Genomic DNA, 17,943 nt, shown 5'->3' on the forward strand with positions numbered 1-17,943 from the left:
TAGCGAACGCGCAAGGTTGTTTGTTATAATCCGGGCTCTTTGCCGGTGTAGCTCAGTTGGTAGAGCAGCTCATTCGTAATGAGAAGGTCGTAGGTTCGATTCCTATCTCCGGCACCAGGACGTATAGAAACCCTGTCAAATCTTTGATTTGGCAGGGTTTTTTCGTTTTACATCTTTGCGACCAGCGCCACAAGCGCGAGAAAAATTGCGATCAGGAGTCCGACGATCAGATGATTCTGCGAGTCCATCCGTGCATTCAGCTTTTCCATCGCCTCGTATAACTTGGCTTCGAATTCTGCTCGCAATTCGATGCGCAGATTATCCAAGCTATTTTCGAGGTGTTTGAAGTGTCCGGCTACCTGCTCAAAGCGAACGTCGAGATGTGAGCGTAGCGACTGTAATTCACACGAAAGATTTGTCACGGCATTCTCCAGCTTGGCGATGCGTTTCTCGTGGTCGGCGAGCTCTGGCGGGGGAGTGGCGTCCATGGCGGCTCCTTGAAGTGATCCTACCATTGTCGCCACCCGATAAAGCGCGCGCTTGATGCACGTCGAACGTGCGCAGCGCCGCGTTACTTCACGTTACGCGCGAGGAAAGTGCGCATCAGTTTGCCTATTTCCGCGCCGTCTTCCTCCAGTGCGAAGTGGCCGGTGTCGAGCAAGTGAAGCTCGGCTCGCGGCAGGTCGCGCAGGTAGGGCGCGGCACCAGCGGCGGGGAAGATCTTGTCGTTCTTGCCCCAGGCGATCAGCATCGGCGGCTGGTGTTTGCGGAAATAGGCTTGCCACTCCGGATAACGTCCCGGGTTGCTGCCATAGCTGTAGAACAGCTCGAGCTGGATGTCCTTGTTGCCCGGGCGGTCCATGTATGCCTGGTCCACGGTCATGCGTCGGGGCTGATCTTGCCGGCATCGCGCACGCCGTGCGTGTACTGCCATTTGGTCGCGCCGATTTCAAAGAAGGGCTTCAGTTTGGCGCCGTTTGTTTCGGATTTTTCGGCCCAGTAAGCCTTGAATGGCGCCCAGAATTCGTTGTCGATGCCTTCGTTGTAGGCATTGCCGTTCTGGACCACGATGGCGGACACGCGCTCAGGGTGCGCAGTAGCGAGACGGAAGCCGATCGGGGCGCCGTAGTCCTGTACGTACAAGGCGTACGTCGATGCGCCGACCGCGGCGGTGAACTTGTCGACCACGGCGGCGAGGTTGTCGAAGCTGTAGGCGAATTTATCGGGTGCCGGCATATCGCTTTGGCCGAAGCCGGGATAATCGGGGGCGATCACGTGGTAGCGGTCCGCCAGCTGCGGGATCAGGTTGCGGAACATCTGGGATGACGTCGGGAAGCCGTGCAGCAGCAGCACGGTTGGCGCATCTTTCGGCCCGGCTTCGCGGTAGAAGATGTTGATGCCATCGACTTTGACCGTGCGATAGCTGACATCCGCCGGTGCGGCGAAGGCGGTGGCGCCAGCAAAGGCGAGGACCAGGGATGCGGCGATGCGAGAGGTTTTCATGTTCGCTTCCTTCAACAGTGGTTTGGATGGGATGGATTTTAGGAAGCCGCCGGGTACGGGGGAACTACGCGCAGCGAAACAATCCATTTCGCTGCGCGTAGTTCCGCGTGGCGCGAGGCGCCGATAGAGTAGGGGCATCGACAACCCACTGGAGAACACCATGAAAACCCTGTTAGCCTCTGCCGCCATTGCGCTTGCCGTCGTCGCCCCTGCATATGCGGCGCCGGTAGCCTACCGCTCCGTCAACGTGGACGGCGTGAACATCGCATATCGCGAAGCGGGGAACGCCAGCAAGCCGGCTGTCCTGCTGCTGCACGGCGTTCCCAGTTCATCGCGCATGTACGACGGCCTGCTGCGCAAGCTGGGCGACCGCTATCACCTGATCGCGCCGGATTATCCGGGCTTTGGCAACAGCGATGCGCCAGATCCCCAGAAGTTTGCCTACACCTTTGAGAACCTGGCCGTCGTCATGCAGCACTTCACCGATGCGGTCGGCGCGCGCCGCTATGTGCTGCTGATGCAGGATTACGGGGCTCCCGTAGGCATGCGCCTGGCCCAGGCGCGGCCGGAAGCGGTGCAGGCGCTGGTGTTCCAGAACGGGAATGTGTACGAGGAGGGCCTGGGTGCGATGTGGGCCAAGCGCAAACCGTTCTGGGCGAACCGCGAGGCGCATGAGAAGGACGTGATCGCGGTGCACCAGTCGGTGGCGGCGACCCGCGCGCGCCACATCGGCAGTGATCCCGATATTGCGGCGTATGACCCGGATCTGTGGATGGACGAATATGCCTACCTTAACCGTCCCGGCCAGGCGCGTATCCAGGCCGACCTCATTTACGACTATCAGCACAACCTGGCCGCGTATCCGCAATGGCAGGCTTGGCTGAAACAGCGCCAGTTGCCGACACTGGTCGTCTGGGGCAAGCACGACCTGGCTTTCACCGTGCCTGGAGCGCAGGCCTTCAAGCGCGATAACCCGTCCGCGGAAGTGCATGTTCTCGACGGCGGCCATTTTGTGATGGATACGAAGCTCGATGAAGTCGCCGCCATCACAGGCGCCTTCCTCGGCAAGCTTAGTTCAGGTGCGGGTGCGTCCGCAGGTGCTGCGCCAGCAGGTCGATGAATTTGCGCACGTTGGAGGAGCCGTACTTGCTCTCGCGGTGCAGGATATGCACCGGCCACGGTTCCTCTTCAAACTCCGGCAGGAGGATTTTCAGCCTGCCGTCCGCAAGTTCATCGGCCATCTGGTAGGACAGCAGGCGGCAGATGCCCAGCCCCTCGACTGCGGCGCGAATGGCCGCGTCGTTGCTGGTGACGGTGAAGCGGGGTTTCATGCGGACTGTTATGGGCTCGCTGCCGCGGCCGAACTTCCACTCCACGCGCGGCGTGATATTGCTGGCGGCGATGATCGTATGCCGCGGCAATTCGTCCGGGTGCCCGGGTTCGCCGTGCCTGGCGAGATATTCCGGTGAGGCGCACAGCACGCGCCGCATGCTGCCCACGCGCAGCGCCCTCATGCTGGAATCGGGCAGGGGGCCCAGGCGGACCGCGACATCCATGCCTTCCTCGAGCAGGTTGACCACGCGGTCCAGGAAATAGGCGCTGACATCGACTTCGGGGTACTGCTGCAGGAATTGCACGATGCAGGGCGTGACGAAGCTCTTCCCGAACAGGACGGAGGCGGTGACGGACAGGTTGCCCTTTGGCTGGGAATTGACGCCGGCCGCGGCATCATTGGCTTCCTCGATGCTGGCGAGGATGTTGCGGCAGTCGTCCAGATAGCGCTGGCCCGCCTCGGTCAGGCGCACATTGCGCGTGGTCCGCTGCAGCAGCTGCGCGCCCAGCTGTTCCTCCAGCGCCGCCACCGCGCGGGTGATGGCGGCCGGCGACATGTTCAGGCTGCGCGAGGCGCCGGCAAAACTCTCCTGCTCGCCTACCGCCACGAATACCGTCATCAGGTGCATCTGATCCATTTATTTCCTCTCAGCACGATGGTTTCCGTTAATAATTATGACAGATTAACTTTTTTGCCTTATACTTCTTGCATGTTTGAATGAGAATGATTATCATTTGCGTTCTTTTTCAAACGTGAAGCGTGTTATGTCCTTTTCGAAAACCCTCCTCGCGGCAAGCTTGGCCGCAATCGGCCTCCCCGCAGTTGCTGACGAAGCCGCCGGTGCCAGCGACGGTAATGTCGTCGTCGTGACCGCATCGATGCGTGCCCATACCGTGGCCGGCGCGCCAGCGTTCACGACCGTCCTGACGGCGGAAGATATCGCCAAGTCGCCGGCCAATGGCCTGGCCGACCTGCTGCGCGACAGCGTGGGCGTGAACAACCAGACCGACGGTAACGGCCGCGACGAGATCCGCATCCGCGGCCTGGGCGGCAAGTACACCTTGATGCTGGTGAACGGCAAGCGCGTATCGTCCGGGGGCGCCCTGTGGCGCGGCGGTGATTTCGATTTCAGCTCGGTCCCGCTGTCCAGCATCAAGCGGGTGGAAATCGTGCGCGGCCCGATGGCGGCGCTGTACGGCTCTGATGCGATCGGCGGCGTGATCAACATCATCACCTGGCCGGCCAGCAAGGAGTGGAAAGGCAGCGTCACCGGCGAATACCGCACCGTGGCCAGCGGCTACGACGGCGACCAGTACCGCGTTGGCGCGAATGCTTCCGGCGCCCTGAGCGACACGGTGAGCCTGTCCCTGGCCGGCGAGCGCTATGACCGCGACGCATGGTGGGATACCCCGGCCAGCGACAAGACCCGCACGCCGCGCCTGGAAGAGAAGAAGGCGAGTAACCTGACGGGCACCCTGACCTGGCAAGTGGCGGAGAACCAGTCGCTGGACTTCGACCTGGGCTACAACAAGGACAAACGTCCGCGCGTGATGTACTACTACGCCTTCTACCCGGCGTACAATTTCGAATCGAAGGACATCCGCGACCAGGACATCGAGCGCAAGACCTACGGCCTGACCCACCGCGCAAACTGGGACTGGGGTAACACCACCGCCTACATCACCCGTGAAAGCGCGGAGATCCAGGACTTCAACACCCGCTACAATGCGCCGCAGCAGCGCACCCTGAAGGAAGACAATACCTACGCCAAGTTCTACGGCAGCACTGCCCTGGGCATCAACGCCCTGACGGCCGGTGTGGACCTGCGCCGCCAGGTGATCCACGACGGCGCCAGCTATCTGGACACCGGCAAGGTAAGCACCGATACCAAGGCCGTCTTCCTGGAAGATGAACTGACCCTGGCCAAGGACCTGCGCCTGACGCTGGCGGGCCGCTTCGACGACCACAGCGTGTTCGGCGGCCACTTCTCGCCCAAGAGCTACCTGGTCTGGCAAAGCAATGATGTGCTGACCGTCAAGGGCGGCATCAGCAAGGCCTTCAAGGCGCCGGACGCCTATCAGCTGAGCAAGGAATACCGTATCGTCAGCTGCGGCGGCAGCTGCTTCCTGTCCGGCAATCCGGAGTTGTCGCCGGAAACCAGCACCAATTACGAAATCGGCTTCGAAATGCACCAGAAGACCTGGGACTTCACCGCCGTGGCATTCAGGAACGATGTGGACGGCCTGATCGTGGCAACTTACGATCCGGTGGCTAATGCCCGCCATTGGACCAATGTGGCGCAAGCCAAGACCAACGGCATCGAGCTGGAAGGCAATGTGCAGTTGCTGCCGTCGCTGACCCTGACCGCCAACTACACCCACCTGAACGCGGATTATGTGAACGAAAAGGGTGTCACCGCGGTGCTGGACAACCGTCCGAAAAACGTGGGCATGGCAAGCCTGGCCTGGACGGTGCTGCCGGGCGTCCAGACTTCGCTGTCGGCGCACTACACCGGCAAGCAGTTCTACGCCGAAAAAGAGATGCCGGCCTACACCCGCGTCGACCTGGGCGTTTCCGCCAAAGTCGACAAGCACTGGACCGTGCGTACCGGCGTCAAGAACCTGACCGACGTCGACCTGGCGAAGAAGAGCAAGGACTTCAGCTTCTTCGAACTGGGCCGCAATTACTACGTCAGCGCCACGTACGGCTTCTGACACCGGTGGGGCTGCGGCCCCACCTCTTCCCCCCCCTAGCCAGCGTCGAGCCAGCGAACCAACCAATAGTTTGCGAGGTAGACCATGGCTACGAGCTTATTCCTGTCGCCGCACCGTTCGCTGCGCGGCAGCGGCGTTGCAGAACGCATCGACACGCCGGCATTCGATGCCGGCCGTCTGCAGGCCGATGTCGCTGCGGCCTTGCGCCGTGCGCGCGTGCGCGGCAATCCACACCCGGTGGCGCTGGGCGCCATCCCGTTCGATACCCGCCAGCCGTCCGCGCTGGTGGTGCCCATGGTATCGGAATTCATTGAGCGCTCCAGCGTGGTGCAGGAGGCTGCGGTTGAATTGCCGCCCATCCTGCGCGAGCAAAGCATTCCCGGCGAGGAGCGCTTCAAGCAGGGCGTGCGCCAGGCCGTCGCCAATTTCGGTTTGAGCGATATCCGCAAGGCGGTGCTGTCGCGTCTTCTCGACGTCGAGCTGGCGGGCCGTGCCGACGCGGGCGATATCTTCCGGCGCCTGATGGCGCGCAATCCTTCCGGCTTCCAGTTCCGGCTGCCGCTGGCGGACGGCTCGGAGCTGGTCGGCGTGAGCCCTGAACTGCTGGTGCGCAAGGAAGGCGCGCGCATGGAGTCCAATCCCTTGGCGGGCTCCGCGCGGCGCGATGCCGACCCGGCGCGCGACCGCGCGGTGTCGGATGCGCTGCTGCGCTCGGCCAAGGATGCCTACGAACATCGCCTGGTGACGGACGAAATCCGGCGTGTGTTGGCGCCGGTCTGCCGCGAGCTGTCGATTCCGGAACACCCGTCGCTGCTGTCCACGTCCGCCATGTGGCATCTCTCGACGCCGATCGAAGGCACCCTGCACGACGGCGCGCTGGGCGCGCTGGAACTGGCCTGCCGCCTGCACCCGACGCCGGCGGTGTGCGGCTTCCCGACGCGCCTGGCGCGCAAGCTGATCGACCTGGTCGAGCCTTTCGACCGCGGCCTGTTCGCCGGCATGGTGGGCTGGTGCGACGACCAGGGCAACGGCGAGTGGGCCGTGACCATCCGCTGCGGGCGCGTGGACGGCAACCGCGTGCAGCTGTTCGCGGGCGCCGGCATCGTGGCCGATTCCTGCCCGGATGCCGAGTGGGCGGAAACCCAGGCCAAGCTGCAAACCATGCTGGGCGCCCTGACCGCCAGGGAGGCCGCATGATCGCCTTCACCCCTTGGCCCGATGATGCGGCGCGCCGCTACCGCGAGCAGGGCCTGTGGCGCGGGCTGCCGCTGACCGAGATCCTGGAACGCCAGGCGCGCGAACATCCGCAGGGCATCGCCGTCATCTGCGGCGAGCGCATGCTCAGCTACCGCGAGCTGGACGAACAGGCCGAGTGCCTGGCGCAGGTGCTGGCGCTGCGCGGCCTGGGCATGGGCGATACGGCGCTGGTGCAGCTGCCCAACGTGGCGGAGTTCTATATCGCGTTCTTCGGCCTGCTGAAGGCGGGCGTGGCGCCGGTCAACGCCCTGTTCAGCCACCAGCGCCTGGAGCTGTCCGCGTATGCGCAGCAGCTGCAACCGAAGCTGCTGATCGCCTCCGCCAGCCATCCGCTGTTCGCCAACGACGCCTTTGCGCGCGAACTGGCCGTGCCGCACACCATGGTACTGGGTCCGGACGGCTTCCGCGAGCAGGCGCACGGTATCGGTCCGCGCCCGCAGCATACGCCGGCGCCGGAAGTGGCTTTCTTCCAGCTGTCCGGCGGCAGCACGGGTACGCCGAAACTGATCCCGCGCACCCACGACGATTACTACTACAGCGTGCGCCGCAGCGCCGAAATCTGCCGCCTGGACCGTGGTACGCGCTTCCTGTGCGCGCTGCCGGCCGGGCACAACTTCCTGCTCAGCTCTCCGGGCGCGCTGGGCGTGTTCCACGCCGGCGGCACCGTGGTGCTGGCGACGGCGCCGGAGCCGCTGGCCTGCTTCGCCCTGATCGAGCGGCACGGCGTGAATATGGCCGCCCTGGTGCCGTCCGCCGTCACGCTGTGGCTGCAAGCGGCGCAGCAGCCGGAGCGCCGCGCGCAGCTGGCGTCCCTGGGCCTGCTGCAGGTGGGCGGCGCCAGCTTCGCCGAAGCGCTGGCGCGGCGCGTGCCGCAGGAACTGGGTTGCGCCTTGCAGCAAGTGTTCGGCATGGCCGAAGGCCTGGTCAACTACACCCGCCTGGACGACGCCGACGACGTGGTCTACACCACCCAGGGCCGTCCGATGAGCGATGCCGACGAGGTGCGCGTGCTGGACGCGGACGGCCGCCCGGTCGCCGACGGCGAAACCGGCATGCTGGCCACGCGCGGCCCCTACACCTTCCGCGGCTACTACCGCGCGCCGGAGCACAACGCGCGCGTGATCGACGCCGACGGCTTCTACCACACGGGCGACCTGGTGCAGCGCAGCGCGGACGGCAACCTGCGCGTGGTGGGCCGCGTGAAGGACCAGATCAACCGCGGCGGCGAGAAGATCGCGGCGGAGGAAGTGGAGAACCTGCTGCTGCGCCATCCCGGCGTGCTGCAGGCGGCGCTGATCTCGGTGCCGCATCCGATGCTGGGAGAAATGAGCTGCGCCTGCATCGTGCCGCGCGCCGACGGCCTGCGTTCCGTCGAACTGCGCAAATACCTGCGCGGGCTGGGCGTAGCCGATTACAAGCTGCCCGACCGCTTTGAAATGATGGACCGGCTGCCGCTGACGGCGGTCGGCAAGACCGACAAGCTGGCGCTGCGCGCCCGCATTCCCAATTGAGATGGAGCCTGGACCATGAGCATTCCCGTAATTTCTTCCTACCCGATGCCGCAGCCCGACAGTCTGCCCGCCAACAAGGTCGCCTGGCAGCTGGAGGCGCGCCGCGCCGTGCTGCTGGTGCACGATATGCAGGACTACTTCCTGCGCTTTTACGGCGCAGACAGCGAGCTGCGCACCAAGCTGGTGGCCAATATCGCCGCCCTGTGCGCCTGGGCGCGCGCGGCCGGCGTGCCGGTGGTGTACACGGCGCAGCCGGTCGAGCAGAGCGCGGAAGAGCGCGCCCTGTTGAACGATATGTGGGGGCCGGGCCTGACCACGGCCGATCCGGCGCTGCAGCAGGTGACGTCCGCCGTGGCGCCGCTGCCGGGCGACACGGTGCTGGTGAAATGGCGCTACAGCGCTTTTCAGCGCTCCGACCTGCAGCAGTTGATGCGCGACTGGGGCCGCGACCAGCTGCTGATCGCCGGCGTCTACGCCCACATCGGCTGCATGACGACGGCGCTGGACGCCTTCATGCGCGACGTGCAGCCTTTCATGGTGGCCGACGCGCTGGCCGACTTCAGCGAGGAAGAACACCGCATGGCGCTGCGCTACGTGGCCGGCCGCTGCGGCATGGCAGTCCACACGGCGCAGGTGCTGGGCGCACGCCCTGAGCTGTCGATCGAATGGCTGCGCGCCTGCCTGGAGGGACGGGTGGAGGAGGGCGGTTTCGGTCCGGACGACAATCTGCTCGACTACGGCCTCGATTCGCTGGAAGTGATGGCGCTGGTGGCCGAATGGGAGAAGCTGGGCCTGCGCGTCCGCTTCGAAGAACTGGCCGGCACGCCGACGCTCAACGCGTGGTGGGACGTCCTGCAGCGCAAGATCGCCGCCTGAGGTGAACCATGTTCCTGGCTGAACAGAACAACCTGACCGCGGCCCGCCCGCAGGCGCCGCCGCGCCCGCCCGGCCTGGATTTCGAAGGGCGCCAGGTGTGGGTGACCGGCGCCGGGCGCGGCATCGGCTACCAGGCGGCGATGGCTTTCCGCCAGCTGGGAGCGCGCGTGGTCGGCATCGACCGCCATTTCGATTCGGAGCTGGGAACGGTGCACGGCAAGAAGTATCCCTTCAAAACCGTGCAGCTCGATATTACGGACCAGGCGGCGGTGGCGGCAGCCTGCGGCGAGCTGCTGCTGGAAACTCCGCGCGTGGACGTCCTGGTCAACGCGGCGGGCGTGCTGCGCCTGGGGCGGCTGGAAAACACCAGTGTCGAAGACTGGCAGGCCTGTTTCGACATCAACGTCAGCGGCGTGTTCTACATCCTGAACCGTCTGCTGCCGCAATTCAAGGCGCAGCGTTTCGGCAGCATCGTCAACGTGGCGTCGAATGCGGCGCATGTGCCGCGCATGAATATGGTGGCGTATTGCGCCTCCAAGTCGGCGCTGGTGAGCCTGAGCCACTGCGCGGCGCTGGAGCTGGCGCAGTACGGGGTGCGCTGCAACCTGGTGTCGCCCGGCTCGACCGATACGCCGATGCTGCGCTCCATGCTGCCGGACGAGGAGGGCATGCAGCGCACCATCGCCGGCTTGCCGGAGCAGTACAAGCTGGGTATCCCGCTGCGCAAGATCGCCACCGCGCGCGAGATCGCCAACACCATCGTCTTCCTGGCCTCGGACCTGGCCAGCCATATCACCATGCAGGACCTGGTCGTCGACGGCGGCGCCACGCTGGCCGCATGAGCATTCTGGAGCGAACATGCACTACCTGAAGTACCTGCCGGCCGTCGTGCTGCTGGCGGCATGCGGCGCCAGGCAGGAAGCGCCGCCCGCCCCGGCGGTGCCGGAAGTGGCGGTGACCACCTTGGCGCTGGAAAAGCTGCCGCTCAATAGCGACCTGGCCGGGCGCGTTGCCGCCGTGCGCGTTTCGGAAGTGCGCCCGCAGGTCGACGGCGTGATTGTGCAGCGCTACTTCGACGAGGGCGCCGACGTGCGCGCCGGGCAGCTGCTGTACCGGATCGACAGCGCCAGCTATGCGGCGCGCCAGGCGCAGGCCAGCGCCGAGCTGGCGCTGGAGAAGGCCAGCCTGGTCAACCTGCGCGTCATCGCCGAGCGCTACGCGCGCCTGCTCGATTCGCGCACGGTGACGCAGCAGGACCACGATCTGGCCCAGGCCAACTTCAAGCAGGGCCAGGCCCGCGTCCAAGCGCGCGAAGCGGCGCTGCGCGCTGCGCAGATCGATTTGCAGCGCACCGAGGTGCGGGCCGCCATCGCCGGGCGCATTGGGCGGGCGGAAGCGACCGAGGGCGCCCTGGTGTCGCGCGCCCAGGCGGAACCGCTGGCGCGCGTGCAGCAGCTCGATCCCGTCTACGTGGATGTGGTGCAGTCCAGCCAGCAGATGGTGGCCTTGCGCCGCGCCTTGGACAAGGGCAGCGTCAAACCCGGCGCGCGCGGCGTGACGCTGACGCTGGAGGACGGCAGCGCCTATCCGCACGCGGGCGAGCTGCAGTTCGCCGATATGCAGGTGGACCCGCAGACCGGCATGGTCATGCTGCGCGCGCGCTTCCCCAATCCGCAGCGCTTGCTGATGCCGGGCATGTATGTACGGGCCCGCGTCGAACACGGCGTGCAGCCCGATGTCGTCATGCTGCCGCAGCAGGCGGTGCGCCTGGGCGAGGGCGACAAGGCGACCGCGCTGCTGGTCAACGCCAAGGGCGAGGTGGAGCCGCGCGCGCTGGTGCTGGCCGGCAGCCACCAGGGCCGCTGGGCCGTGCTGTCCGGCGTGCGCGCCGGCGAACGCGTCATCGTCGAGGGCGGCATGAAAGCCGCCCCGGGCGCCCGCGTCAATGCGGTCGAATGGCGCGATCCGGCGCGCGTTGGCGCCGCCCCGGCGGCATCGTCCGCCGCGCGCGTCGATCGGGGGGGCTGAGCGATGGTGGCGCGTTTCTTCATTGCGCGGCCGGTGCTGGCCTGGGTGCTGGCGGCGCTCGTCATGCTGGGCGGGATGCTGGCGCTGGCCAAGCTGCCCGTGGCGCAGTACCCGGACATCGCGCCGCCGACCGTGCGCGTGGCGGCCAGCTACCCTGGCGCTTCGGCCCAGGTGGTCGAGCACAGCGTGGTGCAGGTGCTGGAGCAGGAGCTCAAGAACCTGAAGCACCTGACGTATTTCGATGCCAGCAGCACCTCGTCCGGCGAAGCGGAGATCATGCTGACCTTCGAGCAGGGCGCCGACCCGGTCCTGGCCCAGCTGGAGGTGCAGAACAAGGTCAACCAGCTGGCCTACCGTCTGCCGCGCGCGGTGCAGCAGAACGGCCTGAACGTGCGCGCCCTGCAGAACAGTTTCCTGATGGTGGTGGTGTTCAGCGACAGCCGCGGCGCGCTCGGCGAGGCGGCGCTGGCCGACTGGATGAATAGCCAGGTGATCGACGCCGTCAGCCGCGTGCACGGCGTGGGCGAGGTGCGCAGCTTCGGTGCGCCGTACGCGATGCGCGTCTGGCTGCAGCCGCACCAGCTGCAAAGCTTCGGCCTGATGCCGGCGGACGTGGTGCGCGCCATCGAAAGCCAGAATACCGAAGTGCCGGTGGGCGAATTGGGCGCGCTGCCGGCGCCGGCCGGACAGGCGTTGAACGTGAGCGTGACGGCCTTGTCGCGCCTGAAAACCCCGCAGCAATTCCGCGACCTGGTGCTGAAGACCCGCCCGGACGGCGCCGTGGTGCGTTTGTCCGACGTGGCGCGGGTGGAGGTGGGCAGCGAATCCTACGGCGCCGCTTCGCGCGTGGACGGCCAGCCTGCCACCGGTTTCGCGGTCATGCTGGCGCCGGGCGCCAACGGCCTGGCGACGGCGGCGGGCGTGCGCGAGCGCATCGCGGCGCTGCAGCCGGCGTTCCCGCCGGGCGTGCAGGTCGGCTATCCGGAAGACGCCACCCGTTTCGTCAAGCTGTCGATCCGCCAGGTGGCGGCGACCCTGGCCGAAGCGGTGCTGCTGGTGGTGCTGGTGATGTTCGTCTTCCTGCAGGGCTGGCGCGCGACGCTGGTGCCCGTGATTACCGTGCCGGTGGTGCTGCTGGGCACCTGCGGCGTCCTGGCCCTGACCGGCTTTTCCATCAACACCCTGACCCTGTTCGCCATGGTGCTGGCGATCGGGCTGCTGGTGGACGACTCCATCGTGGTGGTGGAGAACGTGGAGCGCATCATGGCCGAGCAGGGCTGCGACGCCCGCAGCGCCACCCTGCAATCGATGCGCGGCATCACGGGCGCCCTGGCCGGCATCGCCATCGTGCTGGGCGCGGTGTTCCTGCCGATGGCCTTCTTCCCTGGGTCGGTGGGCGTGATCTACCGCCAGTTCTCGGTGACGCTGGTGACCGCCATGGCGCTGTCGGTGCTGGTGGCCATCAGCCTGACGCCGGTGCTGTGCGCGGCGCTGCTGCGTCCCGCCGCGGCGCATGCCGCCGGCGGCCGCTTCGCACGCGCCATGGCCGCCGTGCAGCGCCGCTACGACAGCCTGCTGCAAACATTGCCGGGCCGGCCATGGCGCCTGGCCCTGGTCTACGCCGTGCTGCTGGGCGGCGCGGCCTGGGGCTACCAGCGCCTGCCCGCATCCTTCATCCCGGTCGACGACCAGGGCACGGTCATGGTGCGCTTTGCGCTGCCGGCCGGCGCCACCTACCCGCGCACCGCCGAACTGGCGCGCGAGGTGGAGCGGTATTTCCGCGAGACCGAGAAAGCCAATGTCGCCATGGTCTACACCGTGGCCGGGATGGGCCTGGGTGGCGCCGGCCAGAACGCCGGCATGGCTTTTGTCAATCTGAAGGACTGGTCGCAGCGCAAGGGGGCGGAAAACTCGGCGCAGGCGATCGCCGCGCGCGCCACCGAGGCGCTGGGCAAGCTGCGCGACGCGCGCGTGTTCGCCATGGTGCCGCCGCCGATCGACGGGCTGGGCGAAGCGAGCGGCTTCGAATTCTGGCTGCAGGATACCTCCGGCGCGACGCCCGAAGCGCTGGCCGAGCGCGCGTCCGCGCTGGCGGCCAAGGCGAACGAACTGCCCGGCGTGATCTACGCCGAAGCCGACGGCAGCGACAGCAAGGCCCAGCTGCGCATCGATATCGACCAGACCAAGGCGCTGACGCTGGGCCTGAACCTGGACGATGTGAACAGCACGCTCAGCGCGGCCTGGGGCGGCGTCTACGTCAACGACTACCTGCATGAAGGCCGCGTGCGCAAGGTGCTGGTGCAGGCGGACGCGCCGTGGCGCGCCGCGCCGGACGACCTGCAGCACTGGTCGGTGCGCGGCAGCGGCAACGCGATGACGCCGCTGTCCTCCTTCTCCAGCACGCGCTGGGACAGCGGGCCGACGCAGCTGCGCCGCTTCAACGGCCTGCCGGCCGTGCACTTCAGCGGCGCCGGCGCGCCGGGCGCCAGCTCGGGCGAACTGATGGCGCGCCTGGAAGCGCTGGTGGCGGAGCGGCCCTCCAGCCGCCTGGCCTGGAGCGGCCTGTCCTACCAGGACCAGCTCGCGCGCGGCCAGGCGCCGCTGCTGTACGCGGCATCCGTGCTGTTTGTCTTCCTCTGTCTGGCAGCCCTGTACGGCAGCTGGTCGATCCCCTTCTGCGTGCTGCTGGCGATCCCGCCCGGCGTGCTGGGGGCGGTGCTGGGCGCCGGCTTGCTGGGCCTTGAGCGCGACATCTTCTTCCAGGTCGGCGTGCTCGCCACGGTCGGCCTGTCCGCCAAGAACGCGATCCTGATCGTGGAGTTCGCCGAGGCGGCGGTGCGCGCCGGCCAGGCGCCGTGGGCGGCCGTCACGGCGGCCGCCAGCCAGCGCCTGCGCCCCATTCTCATGACTTCGCTCGCCTTCGGCGCCGGCATCGTGCCGCTGGTCGTGGCCAGCGGTCCCGGCGCGGCGGCGCAGCAGGCGATCGGCGCCAGCGTGCTCGGTGGCGTCCTGCTGTCGACGGCGCTGGGCGTGTTCCTGGTGCCGCTGTTCTACCTGTCCATCCTGAAAGCCGGCCAAGGCCGGGTCTTACAACATGATCCTGTTCCTCATACTTAATATCGCGGGCTGCTGCCTGCTGTACCTGAGCCACCGCCACCAGGGCTGGCTGGCGCAACCGATCGGCCCACTGGGCGCCGCGGGCGGCGCCGCCGCGCTGCTGCTGGCATTGGCCGCCGCCTGCTTCGCGCTGTCGCCGCTGGCGGCGGTGTTCGCCTGGCTCGCCGTCAGCATGCTGGCATTCAGCCTGCTGCCGTTCGCCTCACTGCTGAAAGGAAAACCATGAGCAGCAAGCCCGCAGCCATCCGTCCCGACTGGTGGAGCAAGACTTTTGCCGGCGCGGTGCTGGGCGCCGCCCTGGCGCTGGCGCTGGCCGGCCTGTTCGCCTGGGTGGGCCCCGGCGGCATCGGCGCGCGCGAAAAGGCGCAGGTCGTCATGTGGATCATGGCGCCGATCTGGATGATCGTGTTTTCCACCGTCTACCTGTTCCGCAGCGGCCTGCAAGCCGTCCTGTGGCTGGGCGGCGCCAATGCGGCGGCGTACGGCCTGCTGTTCTATATTCGTTCCACCCTGGGGTAAGCCATGAAAGTCCGCAGCGATATCCTTCGCATCTACCAATCGCTTCACACCTGGGCCGGCATCTGCGCCGGCATCCTGCTGTTCATCGGCTTCTTCGGTGGCGCGCTGACCATGTTCAAGCAGCCGCTGGAACGTTGGGTGAGCGCGCCCTCGGCGCCGCTGGCAGCGCTGGCGCCGCAGCAGGTCGATACCGTCGTGCGCGAAGTGCTGGCCGCGCATCCCGCCGCGCGCAATGAATTCACCCTTCATGTCGAGCGCCACGAGGATCACCCGGCGCCCGTGACCTGGAGCGCCGGCCACGCGGGGCGCGAGATCGACCTGAATGCCATGCGCTGGCAGGGCACGCTGGACGCCAATGGCAAGCTGCTGGCGCAGGAAGTGCGTCCCTCCCTGTTCGGCGAGATGGTGGACATGCTGCACCGTACCGGCGGCATCCCCGGCACGCTGGGCGACGAATACCTGGGCGTCTACGTGATGGGCGTGGCCGGCGTACTGTACTTCCTGGCGCTGGTGTCGGGCGTGATCCTGCTGCTGCCGACGCTGGTGAAGGATTTCTTCGCCCTGCGCCAGGGCAAAAACCGCAAGCGCTTCTGGCTCGATGCGCACAATGTGATCGGCATCGCGAGCCTGCCTTTCCATATCGTGATCAGCCTGACCGTGATCGTGTTTGCCTTCCACGACCAGTTCTACGGCAGCCTGCAGCAGGTGGTGTACGGCGAGCACAAAATGTGGACGCGGCCGTCCGGCACGCCGGGACCGGGCGACATCACCCAACTGGCGCCGGCCAGCGCGCTGGTAAGGCGCGCGCAGCAGGAAGCCCCCGGCTTCACCGTCACCGACATGCTGTTCATGGACCTGGAAGGCCCGCGCCCTCTGGTGCGCGTGGGCGTGGCCAACAGCGACTATGTGGTGCGCGGCGCCGAAACAGGCTACCTGCTGATGGATCCATACAGCGCGCAGGTGCTGAATACCAGTATGCTGCCGACCAAAAGCGATACCTGGAGCAGCATGGCGGCGGCCTTCTTCTCGCTGCACTTCGGCAGCTACGGCGGCAACTGGATGCGCTGGGCCTACTTCGCGTTCGGCCTGTCCGGCGCCTTCCTGTTCTACAGCGGCAACCTGCTGTGGGTGGAGAAACGCCGCAAGAACCAGCTGCGCGACCAGGCGCCGCCCGAGCAGCCGCGCCGCACCGCCTTGCTGGCGGCGGCCACCGTCGGCGTCTGCCTGGGCAGCGTGGCCGGCGTGGCGGGCGCCCTCCTGGCCGCCAAATGGCTGCATGCCTCGGCGGGCAACCTGAACGCCGCGCTGATGGGCTCCTACTATGCGGTCTTCCTGGCCTGTGTGGCCTGGGCGTTCTGGCGCGGCGCGGCGCGCGCCGCCCCCGAGCTGCTTGGCCTGTGCGCGCTGGCCGGATTCGCGATCCCGCTCACGTCCTTGCTGGCGCGCCTGTTCCCGGCGCTGGGCATGTGGGCGCACGGCAGCCTGGGGGCAATGGCGGTCGACCTGGCGGCATTCGCCCTGGCGACGATGCTGGCCTGGGCGGCCCGCCTGTCGGCGCGCCGCGCCCGTAGCGGTCCGCTGGACAGCGTCTGGGCCGCACCCGCAGGCGCGGAAGCGGCACCCCAGCCGGCGCCGCAGGAGCGTCGCGCATGATGGCCCGCGCCGATTTCGGCAGCGCGGCATGGTGGGGCGAGGTTGCCGCGCGCGGCACGCCCCTGGTGGCCGCCAATGATGCGGGCGCCGACGGCAGCGCCGCCGTAACCTTTCTGTGGCGCGCCGCGCCGGGCGCCGCGCCGCACGCCGTGTATCTCGACGTGTATTCGCATACCCCCCATCCCAGCAGCGGCCCGGCCGCCATGCGCCATCACGCCGGCACCGATGTCTGGAGCTGGGAGACGCGGCTGCCCAGTGATTGGCGCGGCAGCTATTTCCTGATGCCGGTCGGCGCGGAACGGCTGCCGCCGGAAGAGGGCGGCGCAACGGCCCTGCGCCGCTGGTGGGTCGGCCTGCTGGAGAGCAATGCCCAGGCCGATCCGCTGAATTTGCGGCCGCCGCATGCGGGCGGCTGGGGCCAGCCGCTGTCGCCGCTGCTGCTGCCGCAGGCGCCGGTGCACAGCGCCTGGGACAGGGCGGCAGCGCCGCAAGGCCGCTTGCACCAGCACCGCTGGCACAGCTTCACGCTTGGCCTGTCGCGCGACAGCTGGATCTACCGCACGGCGCCGCAGGCGCAAGCGGGCAAGCCGCCGCTGGTGCTGCTGCTGGACGGCCACTATTGGGCGCGCCAGGCGCCGCTGTTCGGCGCGCTGGACCTGCTGACCGCCCAGGGCGAGCTGCCGCCGGCCGTCTACCTGCTGGTGGACGCGGTCTCGCCCGAGCGCCGCGCCATGGAGCTGCCTTGCCATGCGCCGTTCTGGTACGCCCTGCAGCAGGAATTGCTGCCCGCGGTGGAAGCGCTGGAACCCGCCACTTCCGAGGCGCGCCATACGGTGGTGGCGGGCCAGAGTTTCGGCGGCCTGGCGGCGGCGTATGCGGCGCTGAACTGGCCGGAACGCTTCGGCAATGTGCTGAGCCAATCCGGCTCGTTCTGGTGGCCCGATCCCGCCGATACGGCGAGCGGCGGCAGGCTGGCGGCCGACGTGGCGAACGGCCTGGGCGCCGGCGCCCCGCTGCGCTTCCTGCTGGAGATCGGCTGCTACGAAGGCAGCATGCTGGGACCGAATCGTTCCTTCCACCAGGCGTTGTGCGCCGCCGGCCATCACGCCGTCCTGCGCGAAGTGCGCGGCGGCCACGATTGGCTGTGCTGGCGCGACGGCCTGCTGGAGGGTTTGTGTGAACTGATGAAGAACTTTGACGAGAGCGAACAACCATGAGCAACGAAAACACCACCAACCCATTCGACGACGAGCGCCACCAGTTCACGGTGCTGCGCAACAGCGACGGCCAGTACAGCCTGTGGCCGGAATTCGCACCGGTTCCGGCCGGCTGGCTGGCTTGCCACGGACCTGCGCAGCGCAGCGAATGCGTGGATTACATCGAGCGCCACTGGCTCGCCATCAACCCCTTTGCGGCACGCGCCTGAGGAGCC

General features: G+C 67.3%; 15 protein-coding genes, 1 tRNA gene and 1 pseudogene. 14 read left to right on the plus strand and 3 right to left on the minus strand.

Annotation, left to right across the window (positions count from 1 at the left end; genetic code table 11):
* Positions 1-41 precede the first annotated feature (41 nt).
* Positions 42-117, plus strand: a tRNA-Thr gene (locus H597_RS0126265).
* A 50-nt stretch (positions 118-167) separates the two neighbouring features.
* Here the strand turns inward: H597_RS0126265 and H597_RS0126270 are convergent.
* Both H597_RS0126270 and H597_RS32580 read right to left on the minus strand, forming a co-directional pair.
* A complete protein-coding gene (locus H597_RS0126270; RefSeq protein ID WP_028104730.1) occupies positions 168-488 on the minus strand; it encodes a hypothetical protein in 321 nt (106 codons plus the stop codon).
* Between the two features lie 83 nt (positions 489-571).
* A pseudogene (locus H597_RS32580) lies at positions 572-1,503 on the minus strand (alpha/beta fold hydrolase).
* A 160-nt stretch (positions 1,504-1,663) separates the two neighbouring features.
* Between H597_RS32580 and H597_RS32585 the strand changes: the two are divergent.
* Positions 1,664-2,623 carry an alpha/beta fold hydrolase gene (locus tag H597_RS32585; RefSeq protein WP_051294121.1) on the plus strand — a complete coding sequence of 320 codons (960 nt, stop codon included), beginning with the start codon at positions 1,664-1,666 and terminating at the stop codon, positions 2,621-2,623.
* On the opposite strand, the gene H597_RS0126285 is transcribed toward H597_RS32585, so the two are convergent.
* Positions 2,574-3,473 (minus strand): LysR family transcriptional regulator, encoded by a 900-nt coding sequence (locus tag H597_RS0126285; protein ID WP_028104731.1) that lies wholly within the window; start codon positions 3,471-3,473, stop codon positions 2,574-2,576. The genes H597_RS32585 and H597_RS0126285 overlap by 50 nt on opposite strands.
* A gap of 127 nt (positions 3,474-3,600) precedes the next feature.
* Here H597_RS0126285 and H597_RS0126290 point away from each other — a divergent pair, with 127 nt between their 5' ends.
* The 12 genes from H597_RS0126290 to H597_RS0126345 all read left to right on the plus strand — a co-directional run bounded on the left by H597_RS0126290 (position 3,601) and on the right by H597_RS0126345 (position 17,937).
* On the plus strand, positions 3,601-5,550 hold the full coding sequence (locus H597_RS0126290) for a TonB-dependent receptor domain-containing protein (RefSeq protein WP_028104732.1): 1,950 nt from the start codon (positions 3,601-3,603) through the stop codon (positions 5,548-5,550).
* A gap of 84 nt (positions 5,551-5,634) precedes the next feature.
* Positions 5,635-6,747 (plus strand): isochorismate synthase, encoded by a 1,113-nt coding sequence (locus H597_RS0126295; protein WP_028104733.1) that lies wholly within the window; start codon positions 5,635-5,637, stop codon positions 6,745-6,747.
* Positions 6,744-8,318 carry a (2,3-dihydroxybenzoyl)adenylate synthase gene (locus H597_RS0126300; RefSeq protein WP_028104734.1) on the plus strand — a complete coding sequence of 525 codons (1,575 nt, stop codon included), beginning with the start codon at positions 6,744-6,746 and terminating at the stop codon, positions 8,316-8,318. Before H597_RS0126295 ends, H597_RS0126300 begins: the two co-directional genes overlap by 4 nt.
* Positions 8,319-8,333: 15 nt before the next feature.
* On the plus strand, positions 8,334-9,194 hold the full coding sequence (locus H597_RS0126305; RefSeq protein WP_028104735.1) for an isochorismatase: 861 nt from the start codon (positions 8,334-8,336) through the stop codon (positions 9,192-9,194).
* A gap of 8 nt (positions 9,195-9,202) precedes the next feature.
* Complete coding sequence (gene dhbA, locus H597_RS0126310) at positions 9,203-10,036, plus strand: 2,3-dihydro-2,3-dihydroxybenzoate dehydrogenase (RefSeq protein ID WP_083941295.1); 834 nt, start codon at positions 9,203-9,205, stop codon at positions 10,034-10,036.
* 16 nt (positions 10,037-10,052) lie between these two features.
* A complete protein-coding gene (locus H597_RS32590) occupies positions 10,053-11,222 on the plus strand; it encodes an efflux RND transporter periplasmic adaptor subunit (RefSeq protein WP_035375283.1) in 1,170 nt (389 codons plus the stop codon).
* 3 nt (positions 11,223-11,225) lie between these two features.
* Complete coding sequence (locus H597_RS0126320; RefSeq protein WP_028104737.1) at positions 11,226-14,339, plus strand: multidrug efflux RND transporter permease subunit; 3,114 nt, start codon at positions 11,226-11,228, stop codon at positions 14,337-14,339.
* A complete protein-coding gene (locus tag H597_RS0126325; RefSeq protein WP_028104738.1) occupies positions 14,317-14,565 on the plus strand; it encodes a hypothetical protein in 249 nt (82 codons plus the stop codon). The genes H597_RS0126320 and H597_RS0126325 overlap by 23 nt, the downstream gene beginning before the upstream one ends.
* Entirely contained in the window at positions 14,562-14,858 is a 297-nt protein-coding gene (locus tag H597_RS0126330; protein ID WP_028104739.1) for a hypothetical protein, read from the plus strand. The genes H597_RS0126325 and H597_RS0126330 overlap by 4 nt, the downstream gene beginning before the upstream one ends.
* Before the next feature lie 3 nt (positions 14,859-14,861).
* Positions 14,862-16,511 (plus strand): PepSY-associated TM helix domain-containing protein, encoded by a 1,650-nt coding sequence (locus H597_RS0126335; protein WP_028104740.1) that lies wholly within the window; start codon positions 14,862-14,864, stop codon positions 16,509-16,511.
* The gene (gene fes, locus H597_RS0126340) at positions 16,508-17,728 is read left to right on the plus strand and encodes an enterochelin esterase (RefSeq protein ID WP_051294122.1); all 1,221 of its coding nucleotides are present in this window, start codon (positions 16,508-16,510) and stop codon (positions 17,726-17,728) included. Before H597_RS0126335 ends, fes begins: the two co-directional genes overlap by 4 nt.
* The gene (locus H597_RS0126345) at positions 17,725-17,937 is read left to right on the plus strand and encodes an MbtH family protein (RefSeq protein ID WP_028104742.1); all 213 of its coding nucleotides are present in this window, start codon (positions 17,725-17,727) and stop codon (positions 17,935-17,937) included. The genes fes and H597_RS0126345 overlap by 4 nt, the downstream gene beginning before the upstream one ends.
* Positions 17,938-17,943 lie beyond the last annotated feature (6 nt).

Source organism: Pseudoduganella violaceinigra DSM 15887, from assembly GCF_000425385.1.
Classification (GTDB): Bacteria; Pseudomonadota; Gammaproteobacteria; order Burkholderiales; family Burkholderiaceae_D; genus Rugamonas; species Rugamonas violaceinigra.